Origin of the sequence: Amycolatopsis sp. NPDC051061 (assembly GCF_040682935.1) — a bacterium.
Lineage (GTDB): Bacteria > Actinomycetota > Actinomycetes > Mycobacteriales > Pseudonocardiaceae > Amycolatopsis.
Genome location: NZ_JBFBBZ010000012.1, coordinates 198096 through 223667, shown reverse-complemented (window position 1 = coordinate 223667; position 25572 = coordinate 198096). Strand labels below are relative to the sequence as shown.

Here is a 25572-nt window from a genome sequence, read left to right as displayed (position 1 = left end):
GTCGGGCCATGGGCAACAAGGAAGCGCTCCTGGCCGGCGCGAAGCGCTGTCTGAACGAGAAGGGCTACGCCCGCACGACCGTGCGCGACCTGGCCTCGGCGGCGAACGTGAGCATGGCCGCCATCGGCTACCACTTCGGCTCGCGGGAAGCCCTGCTCAACACCGCGCTGATCGAGGCGAACGAGGAGTGGGGCGAGACGCTGGCCAAGGTGCTGCAGGTGGAGACGCCGGCGGGCGCGTCACCGGCCGAACGGTTCGAGCTGATCTGGCGCCGGGTCATCGAGTCGTTCGAGGAGCACCGCCGGATGTGGGCGGTGAGCATGGAGGCCTGCTCGCAGCCGGATCTGGACCCCGAAGTGCGCGCGCAGCTGGCGAACGCCCTGGAGCTGGCCCGCTTCGGGCTGGCGAACCTTTTCCAGGGCCTCGACGACGGCGGCGACGCGGCCTGGGCCGTCGGCACCGTGCACCAGGCCCTGCTCTCGGGCGCGATGCTGCAGTGGCTGATCGACCCGGACCGCGCGCCGTCGGGCGCCGACCTCGTGCGCGGCCTGCGCCTGATCGCCGCCGACGTCCTGAGCTAGGCCGTCACGAGAGCGCGGCTGAAGAACGTCGAAGCCGCCGACATCGCGTCGGCGTCCAGGAGCACGTCGCCGGGGCGGCTGCCGTTCCCCAGGAGCACGCCGCCCCAGTTCATGCCGAGGTACTCCGCGCACAGCTCGAGCGTGCCGATCAGCGGCTGGGCCTCGCGGGCCGTCTCACTCAGGACGCTCACGCCCCACAGTGTCTTGCCGCGCATCTTCGGCTTGAACTCGACGGGCAGCCGCATCCAGCCCGACCAGTAGTCCAGGTACAGCTTCACGCTCGCCGCGACCGAGTACCAGTACACCGGCGACACGACGACGATGTCGGTCGCCGCGAACGTCGCGTCCATCAGCAGTTGCTCGTTCTCGCCCGGCGCCGGATGGTCGCCCGCGCCGTGGCGGCGGTCTTCGAACGGCGGCAGCGGCAGCTCGGGCAGCCGGAGCCACCGCTGTTCGGCGTCGCGAGGCAGCTCCCGGGCCGCTCGCCGGGCCAGCATCTCCGTGTTCCCGCCGGCCCGCGCCGCGCCGACCAGGAAGAGGAAGCTCCGCGTCATCACATGTCCCCTCAGTTACTTGCATGTACATATAAAGACTGTCCCTGGACTATGCTGGTGTCAAGAGGAAGGCGGGAAGATGACCGTCGATGAAGAATCCTGGGGACGCATGCTCGTGCTGCACGCCCGCATCGAGCAGGACCTGGGGAAGGCACTGCAACGGCGACACGGGCTCGGCCTGTCCGAGTACCGCGCGCTCGGCAAGCTGGTCGCGGGTCCGCGCGGCGGCCTGCGGATGCAGGAGCTCGCCGAAGCGATCGGGCTCAACCAGAGCTCGGTCAGCCGGATGTGCGCACGGCTCGAAGACGCCGGCCTGACCATCCGCGACCTGTGCGAAGACGATCGCCGCGGCGTCTATTCGGTGATCACCGACGCCGGCCGAAAGCGCTACGCCGAAACCGAGCCGACGTACTGCTCGGTGCTGCGGACGTCGCTCGACAAGGCCGAGAGCGACCCGGAACTCACGGCCGCGGTCGTCGCCGTCCGGGGCGCTTGACCCGTATATGCCTCAGTGGTTATATACAGGCATGCCCGCGAAACTGCTGACCACCGAGGATCGCCCGGTGCTGCGGCTGGAACGCCGCCTGAAGCACGCGCCCGAGAAGGTCTGGCACGCCATCACGGACCCGGGCGAGCTCGCGCACTGGTTCCCGACGAAGGTGGACGTCGAACTGCGCGCCGGTGGCGCCATCCGATTCGCCTTCCCCGGCGAGGACACGACGACGACCGGGCGGGTCGTCACCGCCGACCCGCCGCGCGAGTTCACCTTCGTCTGGAACGACGACACCCTGCGCTGGCTGATCTCCCCCGACGGCGACGGCAGCCTCCTGGAGTTCACGCACACGTTCGGCCGCGGCGACCCGGCGATCGCGAAGCTCGCGGCGGGCCGCACCGCGAGCGGCTGGGACGTCTGCCTCCACGCCCTCGACGCTCGCTTGTCCGGCCGCGACTTCGAGCAGCCGACGGACTGGCACGCCCGCATGGCGTCCTATGTGGACGAATTCGGTCTCGGCTTCGGCGAGGTTCTCACCGACGGCACGATCCGCTTCCGCCGCGACCTCGTCTGGCAGCCGGTGGACGAGGTCCGGGCGCTGCTCCCGGACGAACCCGGCTGGCACGTGCTCCAGGACCCGCTCGAAGGCACCCGCGTCGAGTTCACGGAGAAGCAGGAAGACGACGTCCCGGCACAGCTCGCCCGGCGCCACGAGCAGCTCGACAAGCTGTTCGCCGCGACGCACGGCGTCGACCTGCCGGGCTGGACGGCCGAGCGCGTCGAGGCCGTGAAGAAGCATTACGCGGAGCGTCCGACTCAGGGTTGACGCGCGGGGGCCGCGTCCGCATTACGTTCGGTGCATGCGAATTCGCGTGGTGCTGGACGCGCTCGCGGTCCTGGTGCTGGCGTTCGGGGCCGGCGGCAACCTCGCCGCCGGCGCGTGGGCGCTGCCGCCGTGGCTGCCCGCGTGGCTCGGCTGGACGATCATGCTGACGAGCGTCACGCCGATCCTGCTGCGGCGCTGGTGGCCCCGGCCCGCCTACGTCCTCGCGCTGGTGCTGACGGCGGCGGCCGTGCCGATCGGCGGGCCGGTGCTGGCGATCGCCGTCGTGGCGGCCGGGTGCGCGCTCTACACCTTCGTCGTGCGCCGGGGCAGCCGGGCTTCGCGGGTCGGGTTCGCGGCCGGGCTGCTCGGCATCGGTCTGCTCGGGGTCGCGGTGCCGAACCCGAGCACCGCCACGACCGTCAACTTCGGGGCGTCGGCGCTGATCGTCGGGTTCGCGCTCGGCATCGCCGTCCACGGGCGCCGCGAGTACGCCGCCGCCGAGCGGGAAACCCACGCGCGGGAAGCGGTTTCGGCGGAACGGCTGCGGATCGCGCGCGAGATGCACGACGTCGTCGCGCACAGCATGAGCCTGATCGCGGTGAAGGCGGCGGTCGGCAACCACGTCGCTCTGGAGCAGCCCGCGGAGGCGCGGGAAGCGTTGCGCGTCATCGAAGACACCAGCCGCGAGACGCTGGCCGAGCTGCGGCGGATGCTCGGCGTGCTGCGCGACGGCACCGGCGTCCCGGCCTTGGCACCCGCCCCGACGCTCGCCGACCTGCGCGCGCTCGCCGAGCGCGCGGAGCAGGCGGGCGCGCTGGATGTCGACCTGACGGTCGACGGTCTCGACGAGCTGCCGGGCGGCGTCGGCCAGTCGGTGTACCGGATCGTGCAGGAGGCACTGACCAATGTGGTCAAGCACGCGGGCGCGACGACGTGCCGCATCCGCGTCACGGGCGGCGAGGGGGAGGTCGGCATCGAAGTCCGCGACGACGGCCGCGGCGGCACCGCGACCCCGGGCCACGGCCTGATCGGCATGCGCGAGCGCGTGGCCGTCTACGGCGGCGAGTTCTCCGCGGAGCCGGCCGACCCCGGTTTCCGCGTGTTCGCCCGGCTCCCCTACGAGACGGCGGTGGCCCGATGACCCGCGTCCTGATCGCCGACGACCAGGCGTTGCTGCGCGGCAGCTTCCGGGTGCTGGTCGACAGCGCGCCGGGCTTGGAGGTGGTCGGTGAGGCATCCGACGGCGTCGAGGCGGTGGCGCTGACCCAGCGCGAACTCCCCGACGTCGTGCTGATGGACGTCCGGATGCCGGAGATGGACGGGATCGAGGCGACCCGCCGGATCTGCGCGGAAACGGAAGTCCGGGTCCTGATGCTGACGACGTTCGACCTGGACGAGTACGTCTACGCGGCATTGCGCGCGGGTGCCAGCGGGTTCCTCCTGAAGGACACCCGCCCAGCGGACCTGCTGTCGGCGATCGACATCGTGGCTTCGGGGGACGCGTTGCTGGCGCCCTCGGTGACGCGCCGGCTGGTGTCGGAGTTCGCGCGGCTGCCGACGGGCCCGGTGACCGCGCGGCTGGACGGGATCACGGCGCGCGAGCAGGAGGTGCTGACGCTGATCGCCCGGGGCCTGTCGAACGACGAGATCGCGACGCGGCTGCACCTGGGCATCGCGACGGTGAAGACCCACATCGGCCGGCTGCTGCACAAGCTCGCGGCCCGCGATCGGGCGCAGCTGGTGATCGCGGCGTACGAATCCGGCCTGGTCGGTCGAACGTTGCCTACGCCACACGCGAAGTGACCGGCAAGTAGCTAAGCTCCGGTGCCATGAGCAGTGCGACGGAGCCGCTCGGGACGCCGCCCGAGGATGAACCGGACATCCACACCACGGCCGGCAAGCTGGCCGACCTGTACCGCCGCTACGACGAGGCGGTGCACGCGGGCTCGGCCCGCGCGGTGGAGAAGCAGCACGCCAAGGGCAAGAAGACCGCGCGCGAGCGGATCGAGCTGCTGCTCGATGAGAACTCGTTCGTGGAGCTCGACGAACTGGCCCGGCACCGCTCGACCAACTTCGGCCAGGAGAAGAACCGCCCCTACGGCGACGGCGTCGTCACCGGCTACGGCACCGTCGACGGCCGCCCGGTCTGCGTCTTCAGCCAGGACGTCACCGTCTTCGGCGGCAGCCTCGGCGAGGTCTACGGCGAGAAGATCGTCAAGGTCATGGACCTGGCGATCAAGACCGGCCGCCCGATCGTCGGCATCAACGAAGGCGGCGGCGCGCGCATCCAGGAAGGCGTCGTCTCGCTCGGCCTCTACGGGGAGATCTTCCGCCGCAACGTGCAGGCCTCCGGCGTCATCCCGCAGATCTCGCTGATCATGGGCGCGAACGCGGGCGGGCACGTCTACTCCCCCGCGCTCACCGACTTCGTCGTGATGGTCGACGAGACCTCGCAGATGTTCATCACCGGCCCGGACGTCGTCAAGACGGTCACCGGCGAGGACGTCACCTTCGAGGAGCTCGGCGGCGGCCGCACCCACAACACGAAGTCCGGCGTCGCGCACTACCTCGGCGACGACGACGAAGACGCCATCGCCTACGTCAAGGAACTGCTCTCCTACCTGCCGCAGAACAACCTCTCCGACGCGCCGGTGTTCGAGCAATCGGACACCCCCGCCGGGTTCTTCGACGACGTCACCGACGCCGACCGCGAGCTCGACACGATCATCCCGGACTCGCCGAACACCCCGTACGACATGCACGAGGTCATCAACCGCGTGGTCGACGACGGCGAGTTCCTCGAGGTCCACGAGCTGTTCGCGCCGAACATCATCGTCGGCTTCGGCCGCGTCGACGGCCAGAGCGTCGGCGTCGTCGCCAACCAGCCGACGCAGTTCGCCGGCTGCCTGGACATCGACGCCTCCGAGAAGGCCGCGCGGTTCGTCCGCACCTGCGACGCGTTCAACATCCCGGTGCTCACCTTCGTCGACGTCCCGGGCTTCCTCCCGGGCACCGAACAGGAGTGGAACGGCATCATCCGCCGCGGCGCGAAGCTGATCTTCGCCTACGCCGAGGCGACGGTTCCGCTGGTCACGATCATCACGCGCAAGGCGTACGGCGGCGCGTACGACGTCATGGGCTCCAAGCACCTCGGCGCCGACATCAACCTCGCCTGGCCGACCGCCCAGGTCGCGGTCATGGGCGCCCAGGGCGCGGCGAACATCGTCCACCGCAAGACGCTGGCGAACGCGGCTTCCGAAGGGCGCGATGTGGACGCGTTGCGAGCCGAGCTGATCCAGGAGTACGAGGACACGCTGCTCAACCCGTACGCGGCGGCCGAGCGCGGCTACGTCGACTCGGTGATCGTGCCGGCGCACACCCGCGGGCACGTCGCGCGGGCGCTGTCGCTGCTGCGCAACAAGCGCGAGTCGCTGCCGCCCAAGAAGCACGGGAACATCCCGCTGTGAGCAGCGACGAGAAGCCCCTGCTGCGGGTGGTCCGCGGAAACCCGAGCGACGCCGAGCTGGCGGCGCTGACGGCGGTCGTCGCCGCGGCGTCGGCCGCTTCGCCCGCGAAGAAACCGAAGCCGCGTACGTCGTGGTGGGGCGATCACGCCGCTTCGCTGCGTAAGCCGCTTCACGCCGGCGAAGGTGCTTGGCGCGCTTCGGGTTTTCCTCAGAGCTAATCGCTGCTCACGCTGATGCAGTTCGCCGAGATCCGGCCGGTGGTCTACCTCGAGAACGCCACGACCACGGTCTTCCTCGAAGAACCCGAGGAGACGGCCACCTACGAACGCATCGTCACCGCACTGGCCGAAACTGCCCTGTCTCGGGAAGAATCGAAGGAGCTGATCAGTACCTTGGCGATCGAGCTGTACGGAGGCGAAGATGACCTGGCGGACAAGCAGCTACACGGGTAGCCAGGGTAATTGCGTCGAAGTCGCTTCCGGTGAAACCGTCCTGGTGCGGGACACGAAAGACCGCAGCGGCGGCACCCTCGCCGTCGAACCTCGCGCGTGGGAAGCGTTCCTCAGCGCTGAACGGTGTCCAGGAACACCGTCGGAGCCTCGTTCTCGCTGACGATCAACCCCAGCAGCCCCGCGAGCCGGTCGCGGTCCGGGGTGCTCAGGCCCGCGGCCAGCTCGTCGACGCGCCGGCAGGTCGCGGCGTAGAAGTCCTCCGCCAGGTCGCGGCCTTCGCCCGTCAAGACCACCTGGACCGCGCGGCGGTCGTCCGGGTCGGGCTCGCGGCGGACGAGCCCGCGCCGGACCGCGCGGTCGACCAGGCCCGTCAGGCTGGACTTCTCGAGGCCGAGCGTCGCGCCGAGGTCGCCCATGCCGTACGGCCGGCCCATCAGCACGCACAGCAGCTGCCCCTGCTGCACGGTCAGCCCGTACTCACGAGCTGACTCGGCGTAGACGGCGTTCACCAGGAACGACGCCCGCACGAGCCCGGCCACCACGCCGAGGTCCTCCCCGCGTTTCCCCATCGCACCAGCCTACTTCGCGACGGCTTCCCGCACGGCGGGCACGATCTCCCCGGCCCAGCGCGCGGCGGCATCCTCGTCGGGCGTGCTGCCGCCCGGCCCGAACAGCACGAACCCGGCGGCGCCGTGCTCCAGGACCGCGCCGGTCAGCTCCTCGATCCACTGGTCCGGGGAGCCGCCGATCCAGCGTCCGTCGTCGGTGCGGGTGTTCTCGAGCGGGTTTTCGGTGATGCGGCCGGGGAAGTTGTAGACGGTGACGACGTCGGCGGGCTCGCGGCCGGCGTCGACGGCGGCCTTGTCGATCAGCGGGCGCGAGGTGCGGTAGCGCTCGCTGAGCCAGTCGGCGGCGCGGCCGGGCATCCACCCGTCGGCGACGCGCCCGGTGACGGCGAGGGACTTCGGCCCGACCGAGCCGGTCCACACGGGCGGCATCTTTTCCGCGGCCGGTTCGAGGTCGGTGACCTGGTAGAACTCGCCGTCGAAGGTGACCGGCTCGCCGCCGTCGCCGAGCATCTTGACGAGCCGGATGCCCTCTTCGAAGGCGCGGACGGCCTGCCCCGGGGTCAGCTTGGTGAACCCGAGCCGCGCGATGTCGTCCCAGAGCCCGCCGACGCCCATCCCGAGCACGATCCGGCCGCCGGTCAGAGCGCTCAGCGACGTGATCGTGCGAGCGAGCATCGGCGCGGGGCGCGTCGGCAGGTTGGTGACGCTGACCAGGCCAGAGATCCGTTCGGTGCGCCCCAGAAGGACACCGATCTCGGCGTACGCGTCGAGCCGGTCGGCGTGGTACGGGTGATCGGACACGGTGAGCAGATCCAGCCCGGCGCGGTCGGCTTGAGTGGCGAGCTTCAGGGTGCCGGGAATGGCGGTGACGGCGGTGGACACGCCGATGCCGAAGTGCGTCATGATTCCTCCCAGTGTTAGTTCGTGCTACGAACTGACTATACATAGTTCTTAGCACGAACTACCGGTACCCGCCAGGCGGTCCGCGTGCCGCGCGGATATTCGGTTCCCCCGGGGCGGCGCGGCGGCTAACGTAGCTCTCGCCCGGTGCGGCGGTGAGGGTTACTTCCACTCCTATTGGGCAGGTCGGGGGTTCGAATCCCTCCCGGACCACGTGGTCCGGTAGCTCAGCCTGGCAGAGCAGCAACCGTACCTTCACCGACTTCGATCTCGGGCATCGCTGTGGCCGCGGCTCCCCCATCACGAGGGGGAGAAATGAGCAAGTTCAACACCGCCCGCGCGCCCGCCGCGACCTCTCCGGTCCGCGGTGAGGCCACGCCGTCCGGCGTGACCCACGAGGGCGGCGCCGGCTACGCGCGCGACGCACGGTCCGAGCTCTTCCTGCTCGCCGTCACGAACATGCTCGGCGAGCACACTTTCTACGAGCCCGCCGGAAAGCGCGACACGCGCTACACCGAGCTCGTCCACGCCGCGACCCTCGAGGATCCCGAGTGGACAGCCCGGTTCCTGCGCTGGCTGCGCACCGAAGCGAACCTGCGCACCGCGTCGCTCGTCGGTGCGGCCGAATTCGCCAAGGCGCGCCGCGACGCCGGGCTCGACGGGCTCGGCCGCCAGGTCGTCGCCGGCGTCCTGCAGCGCGCCGACGAGCCCGGCGAGCTGCTCGCCTACTGGACTTCCGTGCACGGCAAGAACATCCCGAAGCCGGTCAAGCGCGGCGTCGCCGACGCGGCGCGGAAGCTTTACGACGAGCGTTCCTACGTCAAGTGGGACTCGGGGGCGCGGGCGTTCCGCTTCGCCGACGTCCTCGAGCTGACGCACCCGTCGAACGGCGACTCCGCGCTGTTCAAGCACATCCTCGACGAGCGGCACGGCCGCGGGAACCCGCTGCCGGACGCGCTCGAGGTGCTGCGCGCCTGCGCCGAGCTGACGGCGTGGGACGTGCCGCGCCGCCGTGCGCTGTTCGCCCGGCCGGACGCCGCGGACGTCCTCCGCGCGGCGGGCATGACGTGGGAGTCGGTCGCCGGCTGGCTGCAGGGTCCGCTCGACGCGCGCGTCTGGGAGGCGCTGATCCCGTCGATGGGTTACATGGCGCTCCTTCGCAACCTGCGCAATTTCGACGAGGCCGGCGTCTCGGACGAGGTCGCGCAGCGGGTCGCCGCCCGGCTCGCCGATCCCGCGCGGGTCGCGAAGTCGCGGCAGCTGCCGATGCGGTTCCTGTCGGCCTACCGCGCGGCGCCGTCGCTGCGCTGGGCGTGGGCGGTGGAGCAGGCGATCGCGCACTCGCTGGCGAACGTGCCGGAGCTGCCGGGCCGGACGCTCGTGCTCGTCGACACCTCGGCGTCGATGAACACGGGCTTCAGCCGCGACGGCTCCCTCATGCGCTGGGACGCCGCCGCGGTGTTCGGCCTCGCGCTGGGCCGGCGGTGCGCGGACGCCGACGTCGTGTCGTTCTCGGACGGCTTCCTGCTGGGCGGCGCGCACACGAAGGTGTTCAAGCTGCGGCCGGGCGGGTCACTGCTGAGCGACGTCGAGCACTGGAAGTCCCGCGGGTACTTCCTCGGCGGCGGCACGAACACGGCGGGCGCGGTGAAGAAGCACTTCGCGAACCACGACCGCGTCGTCATCCTCACCGACGAGCAGGCCGGCCAGGGTGACGTCGGACAGTCACTGCCCGTGCGCGTGCCGCTGTACACGTGGAACCTGGCCGGCTACCGGTACGGCCACGCGCCGTCCGGCAGCGGGCACCGGCACACGTTCGGCGGCCTGACCGACCAGGGGTTCCGGATGATTCCCCTGCTCGAGGCGGGGCGGAACGCCGACTGGCCGTTCTGAGAGAAGCCGTGGAAGCCCCCTTGACGGGATCATGGGGGCCTTCGCGCTGTGTACGGACCGTCACAGGAATGAGTGTGGACCGAGCGCTAGTCTGCGCCGTATAGTCCACGTGGAATAAACGGCCTGGAGTCATCCGAAGGGAGTAACGATCATGGCCTTGGCCAAGCTGACCCCACTCGGCCTCGCCGTGCTGGAGCTGCTCCACGAGAAGCCCATGCACCCCTACGAGATGGCTTCGCTGATGCGCGAGCGCTACGTCAGCACCCGCGTCAACGTGAAGGCCGGGTCGCTCTACCACACCGTGGAACGCCTGCAGCGCAACGGCTTCATCGAAGTCGTCGACACGCAGCGTGACGGCAGGCGACCCGAGCGGACCGTCTACGGCATGACCCAGGCCGGGCTGGACGAGTTCAGCCAGCGTGGCCGCGAGTTGCTGGGCGACCTCGCCGACGAGTTCCCCGCTTACCTGTCCGGGCTCGCCGTGATCGACGAGCTCGGCAAGGAGACGTCGCTGCTCGAACTCGAACACCGGATCACGCGGCTGCGTGCCGGCGTCGCGGCCGACCAGGCCGTGCTGGAGCGCCTCGCCGAGGACCGGACGCCACCGATCTACTGGCTCGACTGGCGGTACAAGTGCGACCACAGGAAGTTCGAGCTCGAGTGGACCGAGCGCCTCCACGAAGACCTGAAGTCCGGACGGATCCCGTTCCAGGACTGCGAACAACCGAAGCTCACGCTCATCACCGAGGAAGACGACGATGAACGCAAGACAAGCTAACCCGTGGGCGGCGCTCGGCGCGCTGTGCCTCGGCTTCTTCATGATCCTGCTCGACACGACGATCGTGTCGATCGCGATCCCGACCATGCTGCGCGAGCTGAACGCCGGGCTGAACTCCGTCGTCTGGGTGATCAGCGTCTACCTGCTGACCTACGCCGTGCCGATGCTGTTCACCAGCCGCCTCGGTGACCGCTTCGGCCCGAAGCGGGTGTTCCTCGCCGGGCTGGTCGTGTTCACCGGCGCGTCGCTGTGGTGCGGCCTGTCCGGCAACGTCGAGATGCTGATCGCCGCGCGTGCCGTGCAGGGCATCGGCGCCGCGCTGATGACGCCGCAGACGCTGGCGTTCATCACGCACCTGTTCCCGCCGGCCAAGCGCGGCCCGGCGATGGGCATGTGGGGCGGCGTCGCCGGCCTGGCGACGATCACCGGCCCGCTGCTCGGCGGCGTGCTCGTCGACCACTTCGGCTGGGAGTGGATCTTCTACGTCAACGTGCCGATCGGCGTGGTCGCCATCGTCATGGCGCTGCTGCTGGTGCCGGACTGGCAGCCGAAGCACTCGCACTCGTTCGACGTGATCGGCGTCGTGCTCTCGAGCGCGGCGCTGCTGTTCATCGTGTTCGGCGTGCAGAACGGCCAGCAGTACGACTGGGGCGCCGTCTGGGGCGGGATCACGGTGTTCGAGATCATCGGCGCCGGCGTGCTGCTGCTGGTGGCGTTCGTCGTGTGGCAGCGGGTCAACAAGCGGGAGCCGCTGCTGCCGCTGCAGGTGTTCTCGAACCGGAACTTCTCGGCGGGCACGCTCACGGCGACGACAGTCGGCTTCGCGATGACCGGCATGTTCCTGCCGCTGGTGATCTACATCCAGTCGGTGCTCGGGCTCAGCCCGACGATGGCGGGCCTGCTGACCGCGCCGATGTCGCTGCTGTCGGGGATCGTGGCGCCGTTCGTCGGGAACCTGTCCGACAAGGTCAACGGCAAGTACCTGGTGATGTTCGGGCTGGCCGCGCTGGCGGTGGGGCTGGGGGTCATCTCGTGGCAGGCGGCGCCGGACAGCAGCCCGTGGAGCTTCATCCCGGCGCTGCTGCTGTGCGGGCTCGGGATCGGCTGCATCTTTTCGCCGATGAGCAACATGACGATGGGTTCGGTGGAGCCCCGGCTGGCCGGGACGGCGTCAGGGATCTTCAACACGTCCCGGCAGGTCGGCGGGGTGCTCGGGTCCGCCGCGATCGGCGTGCTGCTGCAGGCGCAGGTCAGTTCGTCGATCGCTTCCGAAGCGGCCGAGGCCGCGGCTCAGCTGCCTCCGCAGTATCGGGCGCCGTTCGCCGAAGGCATCGCGAAGGCCGCGGCGAGCACCGGCGAGTTCGGGTCCGCCGGCGGACCGTCGCCGATGCCGGGGGTGCCGGCCGAGATCGCCGCCCAGGCGGGGAAGCTCGCCTCGGACGCCGTCCACAGTGGACTGACGGACGCCGCTCGCGTGACGATGCTGCTGCCGATGGCGGTGCTGCTGCTGGGCGTCATTTCGGCCGCCGTGATGCGGCAGGTGAAGCCGCGCTGGGCCGCCCCGACGCCGGCTCCCGAGGCCGCCGCGGCCTGAAAACCGTGCGAGCCTCCGGGTGTCGGGTGCCCGGAGGCTCGCACGAACCGCGGGAGCGGTGGTTCAGCGAGCGGTCTTCGGGGCCGTGGCCGAATCCGCCCGGATGGTCGCCCGGCCCTTCGTCGCGCGGATCCTGGTCCACAGCGACTGCGACCTGGTGGCCGACGTCGATTCCGTGACCCGTACGGTCATCGGTCACCTCCGCGTCTGTCCCCAGCGCCATATGTTGCGAGCCACAACAAACTAACTCCGTTCGCCGGGTGACGCCGGTCACAATTTGGTCACGGCGAGCGCCCGGGTACGTTCGGCCTGTGTCCGTTCAAGCCATGCAGTTCGTCCTCGCCTCCCAGTCCCCCGCCCGCCTCGCCCTCCTGCGCTCCGCGGGCCTCGATCCGGCCGTGTTCGTCTCCGGCGTCGACGAGGACGCCGTCGCCGCGTCGCTGACCGACCCGTCGCCTTCGGAGCTGGTCGCGGCCCTCGCGGCAGCCAAGGCCGAAGCGGTCCTCGACCAGGTCGCCGCGGCGCACCCGGACGCCGTCGTCGTCGCCTGCGACTCGATGCTGAACATCGGCGGGCGGATGGTCGGCAAACCACCCACTCCGGACATCGCGCGGCAGCGCTGGGCCGCGATGGCCGGGACATCCGGTGAACTCCTCACCGGGCACGCGGTCGTCCGGCTCGAGGGCGGGACGCGGGCCAAGGAGACCAGCGGCTGGGAGTCGACGACCGTCCGGTTCGGCACCCCCAGCCCCGAGGAGGTCGACGCCTACATCGCGACCGGCGAGCCGCTGCACGTGGCCGGCGGGTTCACGATCGACGGCCTGGGCAGCTGGTTCATCGACGGGCTCGACGGCGGCCACACGAGCGTCATCGGGATCAGCCTGCCGCTGACGCGCCGGCTGCTGGCCGAAGTCGGCGTGAGTGTCGTGGATCTCTGGCGACCTCCCGCATCCTGAGAAGAGCACCACACCAACGGGTGATCCGGAAGAGTCTCCTCTTGCCTGACGTTCTCTTCACGAGGCAAAACAAGAAACTTTCGAGCACCGGAGTCGCCCCGTGTCTTTTGTACGGACTTACACCAAGCCGCGGGTGTTCGCGGCCGCGGTTCTCGGCTCGCTCATCGTCGGCGCCCTGCTCGGCGTCGTCGCGCGGCAAACCGAGGCCGGGTGGCTGACCGATCTCCTCGACCAGATCGGCACCATCTTCACCACGCTGCTGCAGGTCGCGGTGATCCCGCTGGTCTTCACGGCGATCGTGGTCGGCATCAACAGCCTCCGGAAGCTCGGCGGCGGCCGCACCGCCGCGCGGCTCGGCGGCAAGACGGTCATGTGGTTCGCGATCACGTCGTTCATCGCGTCCCTGATCGGCATCGCGGTCGGCAAGCTCTTCAACCCGGGTGTCGGCGGCCTCGGCGGCGTCGAAGCGACCGCGAAGAACGCCGAAAAGGCGGCGAAGAGCGTCGACAGCTGGGGCTCGTGGAGCGCTTTCATCCAGGGGCTGCTGCCGGAGAACTTCATCAAGGCCTTCGCCGACGGCGAGACGCTGCAGGTGCTGTTTCTCGCGCTGGTCATCGGCGCGGCCGCGTACAGCCTCGGTGACAAGGCCAAGCCGTTCGTGGACTTCACGACGAGCGTCTTCGAGATCATCCAGCGCTACCTCGGCTGGATCGTCCGGCTCGCCCCGATCGGCATCATCGGCCTGATCGGCGCGGCGGTGTCCAACTACGGCGACGCGCTGTTCCGGCCGCTGTTCTCCACCACGCTCGCGGTGTACGTCGGCTGCCTGCTCGTGCTGTTCGTCGTCTACCCGATCCTGCTGCAGTTCGTGGCGAAGGTCAGCCCGCTGAAGTTCTTCGCGAAGGCGGGCACGGCGATCCAGTTCGCGTTCGCCTCGCAGTCCTCGGCCGCCACGCTGCCGCTGACCCGCCAGTCCGCGGTGAACCTCGGCGTGCAGCCGGCGTACGCGGCCTTCGCGACGCCGCTCGGCAGCGCGACGAAGATGGACGGCTGCGCGGCGGTCTTCCCGGCGATCGCGGCGATCTTCGTCGCGAACCTGGCCGGGGTGCAGCTCAACTTCTGGCAGTACGTCGGCATCGTGGTGGTCGCGGTGGTCGGCGCCCTGGCGACGGCCGGCACCACCGGCTGGCTGACGGCGTTCACGCTGACGACGTCGTTCATCGGCCTCGACGCCAAGCAGGTGGCGCTCGGCCTGGCGCTGATCTACTCGGTCAACCCGATCATGGACATGATGCGCACGGCGACGAACGTGGCCGGCCAGATCGTGGTCCCGGTGGTCGTGGCCCGCGGCGAAGGCCTCCTCGACGAAGAGGTCCTCAACGCCCCGACCGACAACCCGCAGCACAGCGACGAAGGCACGGAAGCGCGTCACACGGAACCCGCCCCCGCCTGACCCGAAGCGCCCCAGTGTGGCCTTGGTTGCTCCATCCATGCCCCCGCCACCACCCTCAACGGAGGCGCTTCGCGCCGCAGCGCTGATTCAACGCACCCAAGGGGCCCTTCGGTGCGTTCAACGCACCGAAGGCCACATTGGGGCGCTTTCAGGAGGGGCAGGTGCGCAGGTCGGCGCGCGTGAGGCGGATGTCCGGCCAGCCGCGCAGGTCCGACGGCGCCGTGTACCGGCGCGTGCAGCCGACCGACTTGCCCGTCAGGTCGTACACCTGGCCCAGCACCGGGGCCGCGGCGCACTTGGGCGTGCCGGCGTCCGCGCCGCGGCAGTCGTGGCGGACCACGATCACGTCCGGACGGCCGTCGGCCGTGACGTCGTAGAGCGACAGCGTCCCCGCGTCCGCGAAGTACGGCTTGCCCGGCGCGCGCCACACTCCGCCACCCGCGACGAGCAGCTCGCCGTACGCCGCGGTGCCCTGGTCGCCGACGTCGCCGCGGACCAGGCACGTCGGCGCCGCGCCGTCGATGCAGCGCAGCGAGTCCTGGTCCAGCCGCACGCCCAGCTGGGCGATCGACAGCTCGAACACCGTGCCCGGCTCGGGCCCGACGCGCACCCGCGCCGAACCGCCCGCCGCGTCGGTCAACAGCACCACCGGGGTCCCGCCGACCGTCATCGCCGCGAGCTGGCGGCACGGGCCGCCGCCGCAGGTCACCACCGGCGACACCGGGGCGGCCGCGGGCTCGGCCGCGGCGGCGGGCTCCTCCGGCCGCGGCCGGAGGAGGAACACCGCGGCGATCGCACCGACGGTCACCACCGCGGCCAGCACCGCGGTGAGCAGCGCCGACCGAGGCGTCCGCGCCGCCGAAGTCCGCATGAGACAGAGCGTAAGCCGCGTCGCGACTGTGTGTGGGCAGCGGCCCGGCGGGGTGTGGCTGAAATCCCCCGGCCGGGCACCCGGCGGAGGCAACCCGGGGTGGCGGAGCGTGTCCGTCTATGTTGTCCGGGTGACCAACCCGAACCTTCCCCCCGCGCTCTACCTGCCGACCGGCCCGGCCAGCGCCGAGACCGAAGGCGCGTCGATCGAGCTGCGGCGCACGCCGGACGGCCGCACCGCGCTCGTCGCGTTCACCGCGCTCGACCGGCTGATCGACTGCTGCGGCGAGCACCAGCCGTGGGTGCTGGTGAACACCGAGCACCTGCCGACGGTCCACGCGGCGAACCCGTACGACGTCATCGTGCTGGACTCACCGCTGCCCCAGGAGCTGCGCCACCACGTCTGAGCGTGGTTCAGCTCTCACTCAAGAGACTCCCGACGTCATATCCGTAGACTCCCCCGTACCGCGTGGGCGGTCAGCGATGGAGCTGTCGGGACGCAGGAGGTGCGGGGTGGCCGAGCAGGTCGGCGAATCCACCGGTGGTCCGGTGACCAAGATCCTGGTCACCAACCGGGGCGAGATCGCGGTACGCGTGATCAGAGCCGCCAAGGACGCTGGGCTCGCCAGCGTCGCGGTGTACGCCGACCCGGATCGCGACGCACCGCACGTGCGCCTGGCCGACGAAGCCTTCGCGCTCGGCGGCACCACGGCCGCCGAGAGCTACCTGAACTCCGACAAGCTGCTCGACGCCGCCAAGCGCGCGGGCGCCGACTCGGTGCACCCGGGCTACGGCTTCCTCTCCGAGAACGCCGACTTCGCCCAGGCCGTCCTCGACGCCGGGCTGACCTGGATCGGGCCGAGCCCGCAGGCCATCCGCGACCTCGGCGACAAGGTCACCGCGCGCCACATCGCCCTGCGCGCGGGCGCGCCGCTGGTGCCGGGCACCAAGGAGCCGGCCAAGGACGCCGACGAGATCGTCGCGTTCGCCGACGAGTACGGCCTGCCGGTGGCCATCAAGGCCGCGTTCGGCGGCGGTGGCCGTGGCCTGAAGGTCGCGCGCACCCGCGAAGAGATCCCCGAGCTGTTCGAGTCGGCGACGCGGGAAGCGGTCGCCGCGTTCGGCCGCGGCGAGTGCTTCGTCGAGCGCTACCTGGACAAGCCGCGCCACGTCGAGGCCCAGGTGCTGGCCGACCAGCACGGCAACGCGATCGTCGTCGGCACCCGCGACTGCTCGCTGCAGCGCCGGCACCAGAAGCTCGTCGAGGAGGCGCCCGCGCCGTTCCTGTCCGACGAGCAGCGCAAGCGCATCCACGAGTCGGCGAAGGCGATCTGCAAGGAAGCCGGGTACTACGGCGCCGGCACGGTCGAATACCTCGTCGCCACCGACGGCACCATCTCCTTCCTCGAGGTCAACACGCGCCTGCAGGTCGAGCACCCGGTCTCGGAGGAGACCACCGGCCTCGACCTCGTCCGCGAGATGTTCCGCATCGCGCGCGGCGAGAAGCTGCGGATCACCGAGGACCCCGAGCCGCGCGGCCACTCGATCGAGTTCCGCATCAACGGCGAGGACGCCGGCCGCGGCTTCCTGCCCGCGCCGGGCACGGTGACGAAGTTCGTCGCGCCGAGCGGCCCCGGCGTGCGCGTCGACTCCGGTGTCGAGTCCGGCAGCGTGATCGGCGGCCAGTTCGACTCGATGCTGGCGAAGCTGATCGTCACCGGGTCCGACCGGAACAACGCCCTCGAACGCAGCCGCCGCGCCCTGGCCGAGATGGTCGTCGAGGGCATGGCGACCGTGCTGCCGTTCGACCGCGTGATCGTCGACGACCCCGCGTTCATCGGCGACGAGAACGGCTTCAGCGTGCACACGCGCTGGATCGAGACGGAGTTCGACAACAAGATCGAGCCGTTCGTGGCGCCGGACGTCGAGGCCGCCGAAGAAGAGCCGCGGCAGAACGTCGTCGTCGAGGTCGGCGGGCGGCGCCTGGAGGTTTCGCTGCCGGGCGGGTTCGCGCTCGAAGGCGGCGCCGGGGGCGGCACCGCCGTCAAGGCGAAGCCGCGCAAGCGGGCCGGCGGCGGCAAGGCCGCGGTGAGCGGCGACGCCGTCACCGCGCCGATGCAGGGCACCATCGTCAAGGTCGCCGTCGAAGAGGGCCAGACGGTCGAAGCCGGTGAGCTGATCGTCGTCCTCGAGGCGATGAAGATGGAGAACCCGGTCACCGCGCACAAAGCGGGCACGATCACCGGCCTTTCGGTCGAGGTCGGCGCCGCCGTGACGCAGGGCACACAGCTGCTGGAGATCAAGTAGCGCAGTTCGTTGCGGATGTCGTGGTGGGCCGCCCCCGTGGCGGCCTACCATCGACTACGTGACCGAAGTCCCGTCTCCGCAGCTGCGGATCAGCGACCAGAACCGCGAGTCCGCGCTGTCCGCGCTCGGTGAGCACATGAGCGCGGGGCGGATCGACATCGACGAATACGGCGAGCGCTCGGCGCGGATCACCGCGGCGAAGACGCGCGGAGAGCTCGTCGACCTCTTCGCGGACCTGCCCGCGCCGCACCCCCGCTACGACGACGTCCCCCAGGCCGTCGCGGCTCCCGAGCCGGCCACGGAGGCCGCACCGGCACCGCGGCACCCGGGTACGCCGGACGGCTGGACGGGCCCGCAGCGGTTCGTGGCCGCGTTCGTCCCGCTGGTCTGGATCGCGGTGATCGCGCTGATCGCCACCGGGGTCGTGCACGGGGCGCTGATCCTCGTCCCGATCGGGCTGAGCATCTTCGGCCGGTCGATGTGGGGCCACAGCGGGCACCACGACCACCGCCACGACCGGCACCTGCGCGACCGGGAGCGCCGGCGCGAGCTGCGCGACTCCTTCCGCGACCACCGGCGTGGCCTGGACCGCTGAGCCACCGTGGGCGACATGCGGTTGAGCGACGACGAGCGCCAGGACGCCCTGGACGTCCTCGAAGAGCACGTCCGCTCCGGGCGGCTCGACATCGACGAGTACGGCACCCGCTCCGCGAAGGTCACCGCGGCCAAGCGGGTCAGCGAGCTCGTGCCGCTGTTCGACGACCTGCCCTCGCCGCGCCCGAGCGCGCTGCTCAACGGGGCCTCCGCGCCCCCGGTGCCGGTGATGTCCGGCGACAACGCGCTGCAGCAGTTCCTGATCCGCGGCGCGGTCCCGATCGCGATCGTCCTCGCGGTCGCGGTGCTCATCCTGTCCCGCGGCCGGCTGCTCATCATCTCGGTCGCGCTGCCGCTGGTGGTCGCGATGATCGCCGGGGCCCGCCGGCGGCGCTGAACCTGCGAGAATCACCGGCGTGATGGGCGTGGTGCCGGGCGCGCTGGACGTCCGAGGCGAACGGCTGGCGGGGCCGATCTTCACCGGCGTCGGGCTGGCCGGGCTCGCCGCTTGCGTGATCTGGGGGCCCGGAGTCCGGGGCGCCACGCTGGTCGTCGTCGTGCTGGCGGCGGTGTGGGTGCCGCTGCTGATCCCGCTGTTCCCGCACCGGCGGACGCACCCCTGGGTCGCCGCCGGCTACTACGCCGGCGTGCTCGCGGCCGCGACGGTGCTGGTGGCGCGCGACGACACGTTCATGGGCTTCGCGTCCTTCGGCTACCCGCTCGCCTTCGTGCTCTTCCCGGCGCGGTGGGGGTTCTTCGCGGTGGCCGCGACAGCGACGTTGCCGCTGCTGGCCGCCGACCCGGGCTCGCGCAGCCCGACCTGGGTGCTGGTCCTGTCGATGGCCGGCCCGCTGCTGTACGCCGCGTGGTTCGTCGGCGCGGAGAGCGAGCAGCGGCGGAAGGCGAACGTCCGGCTGGAAGCGGCGCTCGAGGAGAACGCGGACCTGCACGCGCGGCTGGTGGCCCAGGCGCGCGAAGCCGGCGTGCTCGACGAACGGCAGCGGATGGCCCGCGAAATCCACGACACCCTCGCCCAGGGCCTGACCGGGATCGTCACGCAGCTGCAGGCGGCGGACGGCCCGGACCGCGACCGGCGGCTGGAGCAGGTCAAGGCGCTCGCCCGCGACAGCCTCGCCGAAGCGCGGCGAGCGGTGCAGGCCCTCCGACCGGAACCCCTCGACGCGGCTCAGCTGCCGGAAGCGCTTTCCCGGCTGGCCGAGCGGGTGTCGTCGACGTCCGGAGTCGCGGTTCGCGTGGAGACGACCGGTGACGCCCGGCCCCTGCTGCCCGAACTGGAGGAAACGCTTTACCGCGTCGCGCAGGAGGCGCTGGCGAACGCGGAGAAGCACGCGAAGGCGTCGCGGATCGGGGTGACTCTGTCCTATTCGGACGATCTGGTGCTGCTCGACGTCGTCGACGACGGCATCGGCTTCCGCCCCGGCGACCGCGGCGAGGGCACCGGCTTCGGCCTGGAGGCGATGCGGCAGCGCGTCCGCCGGGTGGCGGGGACGCTGTCGATCGAGAGCACCCCCGGCGACGGCACGGCCGTGAGCGCCCAGGTCCCGGCCCTCTGAGATTGCTCCTTTCGCCGGGCAACCGGTCCCCCGCCTCGGACGTGGTGATCGTGCAGGTCGGGGGAAGGGAACAAAATGCGGGTGGACGCCGACGACGAGAACTCGTCCGGCGTGGTGGCCGGCACGATCCACGACTACGAGAGCATGGTCAGCCGGACGTACACACTGGACGCGTCGGGCTACCACATCAAGGACGTCCCGGCGGGCTACGACTCCGTGTTCGGCGTCGCGATCAACACCCGCGGCGACGTGCTGGGTGAGGCCTATCGGTTCGGTGGCACCGGGGCCGTCGTCCTGTGGCGGGCCGACGGCAGTGCGCCGGTGGTCATCCCGGAGACGGGCGACGTCTCGTCCCCGCGCGACCTGGACGACGACGGCACGATCCTGCTGGACTCGGGCATCGGCTCCGCGCTGTGGAAGGACGGCGTCGTCCGGTACCTGTCGCCGAGCCCGGCGGCCCAGGCCTGGGGATCCTCGGCGGCCGGGCGACGGGCGTCAACCAGGCCGGCCTGACGACCGGGCTGGTGCCGAACCCGGCGGGCCCGGTGATCGTCGGCAACGCGATCGTCTGGCGCGGCACGACCCCGGGCGAGGTCCGCGCACCGAGCGGCTACTCGACGTTCGAAGCCCCGGTCGTCGCCGACGACGGCACGCTCGCGGGTTACGCGTCGAACGACCTGACCGCCGGCAGCGGGGTGCCGGTGATCTGGCGCTTGACGCCGTGATCCGGCCCTGATCGCCGGGCCGGGAGCGGGGTGCTCCCGGCCTGGCTAGGCTGGGCGGAGTGGAACCGGTGGAGATCAACGCGGGCACTTACTACCTGCGCCAGCTGCGCGCCGACCGGCACATCGACGACCGGCCGCTGCTCATGGAGGCGTTCGCCGACCCGACGCACCGCAAGTACGTGCTGAACTACCGCCTGCGCACCCTCGACGAGGCAACGGAGTACGTGGCGCTCCGAGCGGCCCAATGGGCGGGCGACGAGCGCTGTTCGTGGGCGATCGCGGAGCCGACGTCAGGGCGTCTGCTCGGCGAGGTGGGCCTGCGCGAGCTGGACCTTTCGTCGGAGTACGCGGAGGCGACGATCTGGGTTCACCCGACCGAGCGAGGCAAGGGCATCGCGACGACGGCGTTGAACGCGGCCTTGCGCTTCGGTTTCGGCGGCCTGGGGCTGACCGAGGTGAGCTACCGGTACGAGGAGAGCAACGCGGCCTCGGCGATCGTGGCGGAGCGCTGCGGGTTCACGTTGGTGGGCCCGGAGCCGGACCCCGCCCCCACCAGCGAACGCCTGATCCGCTGGCACCGCACGGCCTGACACCCCTCAGCTCACCGGCTCCACGATGCCCGCCCGGGCCTCCGGGGCCGCCGACCTCAACGCGTCCGCCGCTTCGTCGCTCGGCTGGGACTGGGACTCCCTCTCCGCCTCCACCCGGGCGTTGTAGACCTCGATCTCCCGCTTCACCGTTTCGGGTGACCAGCCGAGGACCTCGCCGACCAGCGTCGCGACCTGCTCGGCGCAGTCGACGCCGCGGTGGGCGTACTCGATCGAGATGCGCGTCCGGCGGGCCAGGACGTCCTCCAGGTGCAGCGCCCCCTCGTGCGAAGCCGCGTACACCACTTCGACGCCCAAATAATCCGGAGCATGCTCGATCGGCTTCAGCAGCTCCGGGCGGCCGTTCGCCGACGTCAGGACCTCGTTGACCAGCGAGCCGTAGCGGTCGAGCAGGTGCCGGACCCGGTACGGGTGCAGGCCGTGCTCGGCGGCCAGGTGGTCGGCCTGGTTGACCAGGGCGTGGTAGCCGTCCGCGCCGATCAGCGGGACCTTGTCCGTGATCGACGGCTGCGAGCGGCCCGGCAGGTCCACCGCCGCCGCGTCGACGGCGTCCGCCGCCATCACCCGGTACGTCGTGTACTTGCCGCCGGCGATCGCGACCAGGCCTGGTGCCACCCGAGCCACCGCGTGCTCGCGCGAAAGCTTCGACGTCTCTTCGCTCTCCCCCGCCAGCAACGGGCGAAGGCCCGCGTACACACCTTCGATGTCGTCGTGCGTCAGCGGCGTCGCCAGGACGCTGTTGACGTGCTCGAGGAGGTAGTCGATGTCGTGCTTCGTCGCCGCCGGGTGCGCCAGGTCCAGGTTCCAGTCCGTGTCCGTCGTCCCGACGATCCAGTGGTTGCGCCACGGGATCACGAACAGCACCGACTTCTCGGTGCGCAGGATCATCCCCGACTCCGAGACGATCCGGTCGCGCGGCACGACGATGTGCACGCCCTTGCTGGCGCGCACGCGGAACCGCCCGCGGCCGCCGGAGAGCCGCTGCAGCTCGTCGGTCCACACGCCGGTGCAGTTGATCACCGCGGCCGCCGAGATCTCCGTTTCGCGCCCGTCCTCGACGTCGCGCACGCGGACGCCGGACACCCGGTCGGCCTCGCGCAGGAACCCGACGACCTGGGTCGACGTCCGCACGACCGCGCCGTAGTGCGCCGCCGTCCGGGCCACCGTCATGGTGTGGCGGGCGTCGTCGGACTGCGCGTCGTAGTAGCGGATCCCGCCGATCAGCGCGGACCGCTTGAGCGCCGGCACCATCCGCAACGCACCCGCCCGGGTGAGGTGCTTCTGGCCCGGGACGCTCTTGGCGCCGCCCATCGTGTCGTACATCAGCAGGCCGGCGGCGGTGTAGGGCCGCTCCCACACGCGGCGCGTCAGTGGGTAGAGGAAGCTGACCGGCTTGACCAGGTGCGGCGCGATGGTCGTCAGCATCAGCTCGCGTTCGCGCAGCGCTTCCCGGACCAGGCCGAATTCGAGCTGTTCCAGGTAGCGCAGGCCGCCGTGGAAGAGCTTGCTCGACCGGCTCGACGTCCCCGAGGCGAGGTCGCGGGCCTCGACGAGCGCGACCCGCAGTCCGCGCGTCGCGGCGTCCAGCGCCGTGCCCGCGCCGACCACGCCGCCGCCGATGACGACGAGGTCGAAGGTCTCGTTGCCGAGCCGCTGCCAGGTCTGTTCCCGCTTGGCCGGGCCCAGTCGAGCCGGGTTCGTCTCCGCTGCGTGCTGCGCACTGGCCACGTGACACTCCTCCTCGTGCTGGCGAGGCTTCCAGCATCGCACGACCTGGTGATCCTCCGCCCGTCCACGGATGACACGTGTGGCGTAACCCTCCGCGATCTTGCTGTGCCGCTGGTTTGCCAATCCGACGGCAGTCACGGCGGAAACCGGCACCTCGCGCGAATCGCTGCGGCCCGTATCCGCCTGCTTTGGGTCGGATTGGTAAAAAGTTTCGGCTACCCGGTGCTTGGTATCCGCTTCTACGCCCCGGTAACGTCGCGCGGACGTGGGTCGGCAACGGTGCCGTGGCACGCCGTGATCGACCCTGCGCAGAGTGTCCAGTGTGGAGGTGCAGCGGTGAGTGCTGGGGCAATAATCGTCTGGGAACTACTGGGAACGGCCGCCCTGATCCTGCTCGGCAACGGCGTGGTCGCGAACCACGTGCTCCGCAAGAACAACGGCCACAACGCCGGGTTCTTGTTCATCAACTTCGGCTGGGCGTTCGCCGTCTTCACCGGCGCCAGCATCGCCGCGCCCAGTGGCGCGCACCTCAACCCCGCAGTGACGCTGGGCCTGGCGATCTCGGGCAAGACCCCGTGGGCCGACGTCCCCTTCTACTTCATCGGGCAGATGGCAGGCGCGATCATCGGCGCCGTCCTCTGCTGGGCCGCCTACAAACTGCAGTTCGACGACCACCCCGAGCCGGAGAACACGCTCGGCATCTTCTCCACCGCACCTCAGATACCGAACACCGTGTGGAACCTCGTCACCGAGGTCATCGGCACCTTCGTCCTGGTGGCGTGGATCCTGCTCAGCCCGGTGGTCTCCGTCGGCGACGGCGGCACCCCGAACTTCGGCAACTCCGCACTGGGCTACGCCGGCGTGTCCTTCGTCGTGCTCGTGATCGGTACCTCCCTCGGCGGGCCGACGGGCTACGCCATCAACCCGGCCCGCGACCTCGGCCCGCGCATCGCGTACGCCTTCCTGCTGCCGATCAAGAACAAGGCCAACGCGAACTGGGGTTACTCGTGGATCCCGGTCGCCGGCCCGCTGGCCGGTGGCGCGCTCGCCGCGTTGCTCTACCTCGGTGTGCACAACCTGACCTGATCGCCCCACTTACCGAATTCCTGGAGCACAGATGACTTCGTACGTAGCCGCGATCGACCAGGGCACCACGTCGACCCGGTGCATGATCTTCAACCACGAGGGCCGCGTGGTCTCGGTCGACCAGCGCGAGCACGAGCAGATCTTCCCGAAGGCGGGCTGGGTCGAGCACAACGCCGAAGAGATCTGGGAGAACACGCGCCGGGTCGCCGCGGGCGCGCTGGCCAAGGCCGACCTGACCGCGAAGGACATCGTCGCGGTCGGCATCACCAACCAGCGCGAGACCGCGCTGGTCTGGGACAAGACGACCGGCAAGCCGGTGTACAACGCGATCGTCTGGCAGGACACCCGCACCGACAAGATCGTCACCGAGCTCGGCAACCTCGGCGGCGGCCAGGAGCGCTACCGCGAGAAGGTCGGCCTCCCGCTCGCGACGTACTTCTCCGGGCCGAAGATCAAGTGGATCCTCGACAACGTCGACGGCGCGCGCGAGAAGGCCGAAGCCGGTGACTTGATCTTCGGCAACATGGACACCTGGGTGCTGTGGAACATGACCGGCGGGGCCGACGGCGGCGTGCACGTCACCGACCCGACCAACGCGTCGCGCACCATGCTGATGGACCTCGAAACCCTGCAGTGGGACGCCGACATCGCCGGTGAGATGGGCATCCCCCTTTCGATGCTGCCGGAGATCCGCTCCTCGTCCGAGGAGTACGGCAAGGTCCGCGAGAAGGGTGCGCTGGCCGGCGTGCCGATCTCGGGCATCCTGGGCGACCAGCAGGCCGCGACGTTCGGCCAGGCCTGCCTTTCGCCCGGCGAGGCCAAGAACACCTACGGCACCGGCAACTTCATGCTGCTCAACACCGGCACCGAGAAGGTGATGTCACAGAACGGGCTGCTCACCACGGTCTGCTACAAGATCGGCTCGAACGACACGATCTACGCGCTGGAAGGCTCCATCGCGGTGACCGGTTCGCTGGTGCAGTGGCTGCGCGACAACCTCGGTATGATCGGGACCGCGGCCGAGATCGAGGAGCACGCGCGCAGCGTCGAGGACAACGGCGGCGCGTACTTCGTCCCGGCGTTCTCGGGTCTGTTCGCTCCTTACTGGCGATCCGACGCTCGCGGCGCGATCGTCGGGCTCACCCGGTTCGTCAACAAGGGCCACCTCGCCCGCGCGGTCCTGGAGGCGACGGCCTTCCAGTCCCGTGAGGTGATCGACGCGATGAACGCCGACTCGGGTGTCCCGCTGAAGTCGCTCAAGGTGGACGGCGGCATGGTCGTCAACGAGCTGCTGATGCAGTTCCAGGCCGACATCCTCGGCGTGCCGGTGATCCGTCCCGTGGTCAACGAGACGACGGCGCTGGGTGCCGCGTACGCCGCCGGGCTGGCGGTCGGGTTCTGGAAGTCCGAGGACGACATCCGGAACAACTGGGCGCAGGACAAGCAGTGGGACCCGGCGATGGACGACTCCCGCCGCGACCGCGAGTACCGCAACTGGAAGAAGGCCGTGACGAAGACCTTCGATTGGGTCGCCGACGACGACTGAGCGGACTGACCGGCCCGG

At 70.6% G+C, this 25572-nt stretch carries 30 protein-coding genes and 1 tRNA gene; 25 read left to right on the top strand and 6 right to left on the bottom strand.

Going from position 1 to position 25572, the window contains the following annotated elements; genetic code table 11:
* Positions 1 to 8: 8 nt before the first annotated feature.
* Complete coding sequence (locus AB0N03_RS18935) at positions 9 to 581, top strand: TetR/AcrR family transcriptional regulator (RefSeq protein WP_364372910.1); 573 nt, start codon at positions 9 to 11, stop codon at positions 579 to 581.
* Here AB0N03_RS18935 and AB0N03_RS18930 read toward each other — a convergent pair.
* A complete protein-coding gene (locus tag AB0N03_RS18930) occupies positions 578 to 1135 on the bottom strand; it encodes an NAD(P)H-dependent oxidoreductase (RefSeq protein WP_364372907.1) in 558 nt (185 codons plus the stop codon). The two genes, AB0N03_RS18935 and AB0N03_RS18930, sit on opposite strands and share 4 nt — an antisense overlap.
* 79 nt (positions 1136 to 1214) lie before the next feature.
* Here AB0N03_RS18930 and AB0N03_RS18925 point away from each other — a divergent pair, with 79 nt between their 5' ends.
* From AB0N03_RS18925 to AB0N03_RS18890, 8 genes are read left to right on the top strand one after another with little or no spacing between them, the layout of a single operon-like run.
* Positions 1215 to 1631 carry a MarR family transcriptional regulator gene (locus AB0N03_RS18925; RefSeq protein ID WP_364372904.1) on the top strand — a complete coding sequence of 139 codons (417 nt, stop codon included), beginning with the start codon at positions 1215 to 1217 and terminating at the stop codon, positions 1629 to 1631.
* A 31-nt stretch (positions 1632 to 1662) separates the two neighbouring features.
* The gene (locus AB0N03_RS18920) at positions 1663 to 2454 is read left to right on the top strand and encodes an SRPBCC family protein (protein WP_364372902.1); all 792 of its coding nucleotides are present in this window, start codon (positions 1663 to 1665) and stop codon (positions 2452 to 2454) included.
* Positions 2455 to 2488: 34 nt separating this feature from the next.
* On the top strand, positions 2489 to 3595 hold the full coding sequence (locus tag AB0N03_RS18915) for a sensor histidine kinase (protein ID WP_364372899.1): 1107 nt from the start codon (positions 2489 to 2491) through the stop codon (positions 3593 to 3595).
* On the top strand, positions 3592 to 4257 hold the full coding sequence (locus AB0N03_RS18910) for a response regulator transcription factor (RefSeq protein WP_364372896.1): 666 nt from the start codon (positions 3592 to 3594) through the stop codon (positions 4255 to 4257). Before AB0N03_RS18915 ends, AB0N03_RS18910 begins: the two co-directional genes overlap by 4 nt.
* A 26-nt stretch (positions 4258 to 4283) precedes the next feature.
* Positions 4284 to 5921, top strand: a complete 1638-nt coding sequence (locus AB0N03_RS18905) for an acyl-CoA carboxylase subunit beta (protein ID WP_364372893.1) — start codon at positions 4284 to 4286, stop codon at positions 5919 to 5921.
* Positions 5918 to 6139 carry an acyl-CoA carboxylase subunit epsilon gene (locus tag AB0N03_RS18900; protein WP_364372890.1) on the top strand — a complete coding sequence of 74 codons (222 nt, stop codon included), beginning with the start codon at positions 5918 to 5920 and terminating at the stop codon, positions 6137 to 6139. Before AB0N03_RS18905 ends, AB0N03_RS18900 begins: the two co-directional genes overlap by 4 nt.
* A gap of 15 nt (positions 6140 to 6154) precedes the next feature.
* Positions 6155 to 6373 carry a Scr1 family TA system antitoxin-like transcriptional regulator gene (locus tag AB0N03_RS18895; RefSeq protein WP_364372888.1) on the top strand — a complete coding sequence of 73 codons (219 nt, stop codon included), beginning with the start codon at positions 6155 to 6157 and terminating at the stop codon, positions 6371 to 6373.
* Positions 6342 to 6533: a DUF397 domain-containing protein gene (locus AB0N03_RS18890; protein ID WP_364372885.1), complete on the top strand. Its 192-nt coding sequence runs from the start codon at positions 6342 to 6344 to the stop codon at positions 6531 to 6533. Before AB0N03_RS18895 ends, AB0N03_RS18890 begins: the two co-directional genes overlap by 32 nt.
* Here AB0N03_RS18890 and AB0N03_RS18885 read toward each other — a convergent pair.
* Both AB0N03_RS18885 and AB0N03_RS18880 read right to left on the bottom strand, forming a co-directional pair.
* Entirely contained in the window at positions 6484 to 6942 is a 459-nt protein-coding gene (locus tag AB0N03_RS18885) for a MarR family transcriptional regulator (RefSeq protein WP_364372882.1), read from the bottom strand. The genes AB0N03_RS18890 and AB0N03_RS18885 overlap by 50 nt on opposite strands.
* Before the next feature lie 9 nt (positions 6943 to 6951).
* Positions 6952 to 7845 carry an LLM class flavin-dependent oxidoreductase gene (locus AB0N03_RS18880; RefSeq protein ID WP_364372879.1) on the bottom strand — a complete coding sequence of 298 codons (894 nt, stop codon included), beginning with the start codon at positions 7843 to 7845 and terminating at the stop codon, positions 6952 to 6954.
* A 141-nt stretch (positions 7846 to 7986) separates the two neighbouring features.
* Between AB0N03_RS18880 and AB0N03_RS18875 the strand changes: the two genes are divergently transcribed.
* From AB0N03_RS18875 to AB0N03_RS18860, 4 genes are all read left to right on the top strand, one after another.
* Positions 7987 to 8055, top strand: a tRNA-Arg gene (locus AB0N03_RS18875).
* A gap of 102 nt (positions 8056 to 8157) precedes the next feature.
* Complete coding sequence (locus AB0N03_RS18870; RefSeq protein WP_364372876.1) at positions 8158 to 9735, top strand: TROVE domain-containing protein; 1578 nt, start codon at positions 8158 to 8160, stop codon at positions 9733 to 9735.
* 151 nt (positions 9736 to 9886) lie between these two features.
* Complete coding sequence (locus AB0N03_RS18865) at positions 9887 to 10513, top strand: PadR family transcriptional regulator (protein WP_364372873.1); 627 nt, start codon at positions 9887 to 9889, stop codon at positions 10511 to 10513.
* Positions 10494 to 12107, top strand: a complete 1614-nt coding sequence (locus tag AB0N03_RS18860) for a DHA2 family efflux MFS transporter permease subunit (protein ID WP_364372870.1) — start codon at positions 10494 to 10496, stop codon at positions 12105 to 12107. Before AB0N03_RS18865 ends, AB0N03_RS18860 begins: the two co-directional genes overlap by 20 nt.
* Positions 12108 to 12170: 63 nt before the next feature.
* On the opposite strand, the gene AB0N03_RS18855 is transcribed toward AB0N03_RS18860, so the two are convergent.
* Entirely contained in the window at positions 12171 to 12299 is a 129-nt protein-coding gene (locus tag AB0N03_RS18855) for a hypothetical protein (RefSeq protein WP_364372868.1), read from the bottom strand.
* Between the two features lie 134 nt (positions 12300 to 12433).
* Between AB0N03_RS18855 and AB0N03_RS18850 the strand changes: the two genes are divergently transcribed.
* Both AB0N03_RS18850 and AB0N03_RS18845 read left to right on the top strand, forming a co-directional pair.
* Positions 12434 to 13063, top strand: a complete 630-nt coding sequence (locus AB0N03_RS18850) for a nucleoside triphosphate pyrophosphatase (RefSeq protein WP_364372975.1) — start codon at positions 12434 to 12436, stop codon at positions 13061 to 13063.
* A gap of 100 nt (positions 13064 to 13163) precedes the next feature.
* The gene (locus AB0N03_RS18845) at positions 13164 to 14516 is read left to right on the top strand and encodes a dicarboxylate/amino acid:cation symporter (RefSeq protein WP_364372865.1); all 1353 of its coding nucleotides are present in this window, start codon (positions 13164 to 13166) and stop codon (positions 14514 to 14516) included.
* A 148-nt stretch (positions 14517 to 14664) separates the two neighbouring features.
* On the opposite strand, the gene AB0N03_RS18840 is transcribed toward AB0N03_RS18845, so the two are convergent.
* Positions 14665 to 15387 carry a hypothetical protein gene (locus AB0N03_RS18840; RefSeq protein WP_364372863.1) on the bottom strand — a complete coding sequence of 241 codons (723 nt, stop codon included), beginning with the start codon at positions 15385 to 15387 and terminating at the stop codon, positions 14665 to 14667.
* Between the two features lie 130 nt (positions 15388 to 15517).
* Between AB0N03_RS18840 and AB0N03_RS18835 the strand changes: the two genes are divergently transcribed.
* From AB0N03_RS18835 to AB0N03_RS18800, 8 genes are all read left to right on the top strand, one after another.
* Positions 15518 to 15793, top strand: coding sequence for an SAV_915 family protein (locus AB0N03_RS18835; RefSeq protein ID WP_364372860.1), 276 nt, complete (start codon positions 15518 to 15520; stop codon positions 15791 to 15793).
* 106 nt (positions 15794 to 15899) lie between these two features.
* On the top strand, positions 15900 to 17693 hold the full coding sequence (locus AB0N03_RS18830; RefSeq protein WP_364372857.1) for an acetyl/propionyl/methylcrotonyl-CoA carboxylase subunit alpha: 1794 nt from the start codon (positions 15900 to 15902) through the stop codon (positions 17691 to 17693).
* 58 nt (positions 17694 to 17751) lie between these two features.
* The gene (locus AB0N03_RS18825; protein ID WP_364372854.1) at positions 17752 to 18288 is read left to right on the top strand and encodes a DUF1707 domain-containing protein; all 537 of its coding nucleotides are present in this window, start codon (positions 17752 to 17754) and stop codon (positions 18286 to 18288) included.
* A gap of 6 nt (positions 18289 to 18294) precedes the next feature.
* Complete coding sequence (locus AB0N03_RS18820; RefSeq protein ID WP_364372852.1) at positions 18295 to 18684, top strand: DUF1707 domain-containing protein; 390 nt, start codon at positions 18295 to 18297, stop codon at positions 18682 to 18684.
* A 22-nt stretch (positions 18685 to 18706) separates the two neighbouring features.
* Positions 18707 to 19861, top strand: a complete 1155-nt coding sequence (locus tag AB0N03_RS18815; RefSeq protein ID WP_364372972.1) for a sensor histidine kinase — start codon at positions 18707 to 18709, stop codon at positions 19859 to 19861.
* A 75-nt stretch (positions 19862 to 19936) separates the two neighbouring features.
* On the top strand, positions 19937 to 20374 hold the full coding sequence (locus AB0N03_RS18810) for a hypothetical protein (protein ID WP_364372849.1): 438 nt from the start codon (positions 19937 to 19939) through the stop codon (positions 20372 to 20374).
* Positions 20375 to 20385: 11 nt separating this feature from the next.
* The gene (locus tag AB0N03_RS18805) at positions 20386 to 20586 is read left to right on the top strand and encodes a hypothetical protein (protein ID WP_364372846.1); all 201 of its coding nucleotides are present in this window, start codon (positions 20386 to 20388) and stop codon (positions 20584 to 20586) included.
* A gap of 59 nt (positions 20587 to 20645) precedes the next feature.
* Complete coding sequence (locus AB0N03_RS18800) at positions 20646 to 21176, top strand: GNAT family N-acetyltransferase (protein WP_364372843.1); 531 nt, start codon at positions 20646 to 20648, stop codon at positions 21174 to 21176.
* A gap of 6 nt (positions 21177 to 21182) precedes the next feature.
* Here the strand turns inward: AB0N03_RS18800 and AB0N03_RS18795 are convergent, their stop codons facing one another.
* The gene (locus AB0N03_RS18795) at positions 21183 to 22922 is read right to left on the bottom strand and encodes a glycerol-3-phosphate dehydrogenase/oxidase (RefSeq protein ID WP_364372840.1); all 1740 of its coding nucleotides are present in this window, start codon (positions 22920 to 22922) and stop codon (positions 21183 to 21185) included.
* 336 nt (positions 22923 to 23258) lie between these two features.
* On the opposite strand from AB0N03_RS18795, the gene AB0N03_RS18790 reads away from it, so the two are divergent.
* Positions 23259 to 24008 carry an MIP/aquaporin family protein gene (locus AB0N03_RS18790; RefSeq protein ID WP_364372837.1) on the top strand — a complete coding sequence of 250 codons (750 nt, stop codon included), beginning with the start codon at positions 23259 to 23261 and terminating at the stop codon, positions 24006 to 24008.
* A gap of 31 nt (positions 24009 to 24039) precedes the next feature.
* On the top strand, positions 24040 to 25554 hold the full coding sequence (gene glpK / locus AB0N03_RS18785) for a glycerol kinase GlpK (RefSeq protein WP_364372834.1): 1515 nt from the start codon (positions 24040 to 24042) through the stop codon (positions 25552 to 25554).
* The last annotated feature ends 18 nt before the right edge of the window (positions 25555 to 25572 follow it).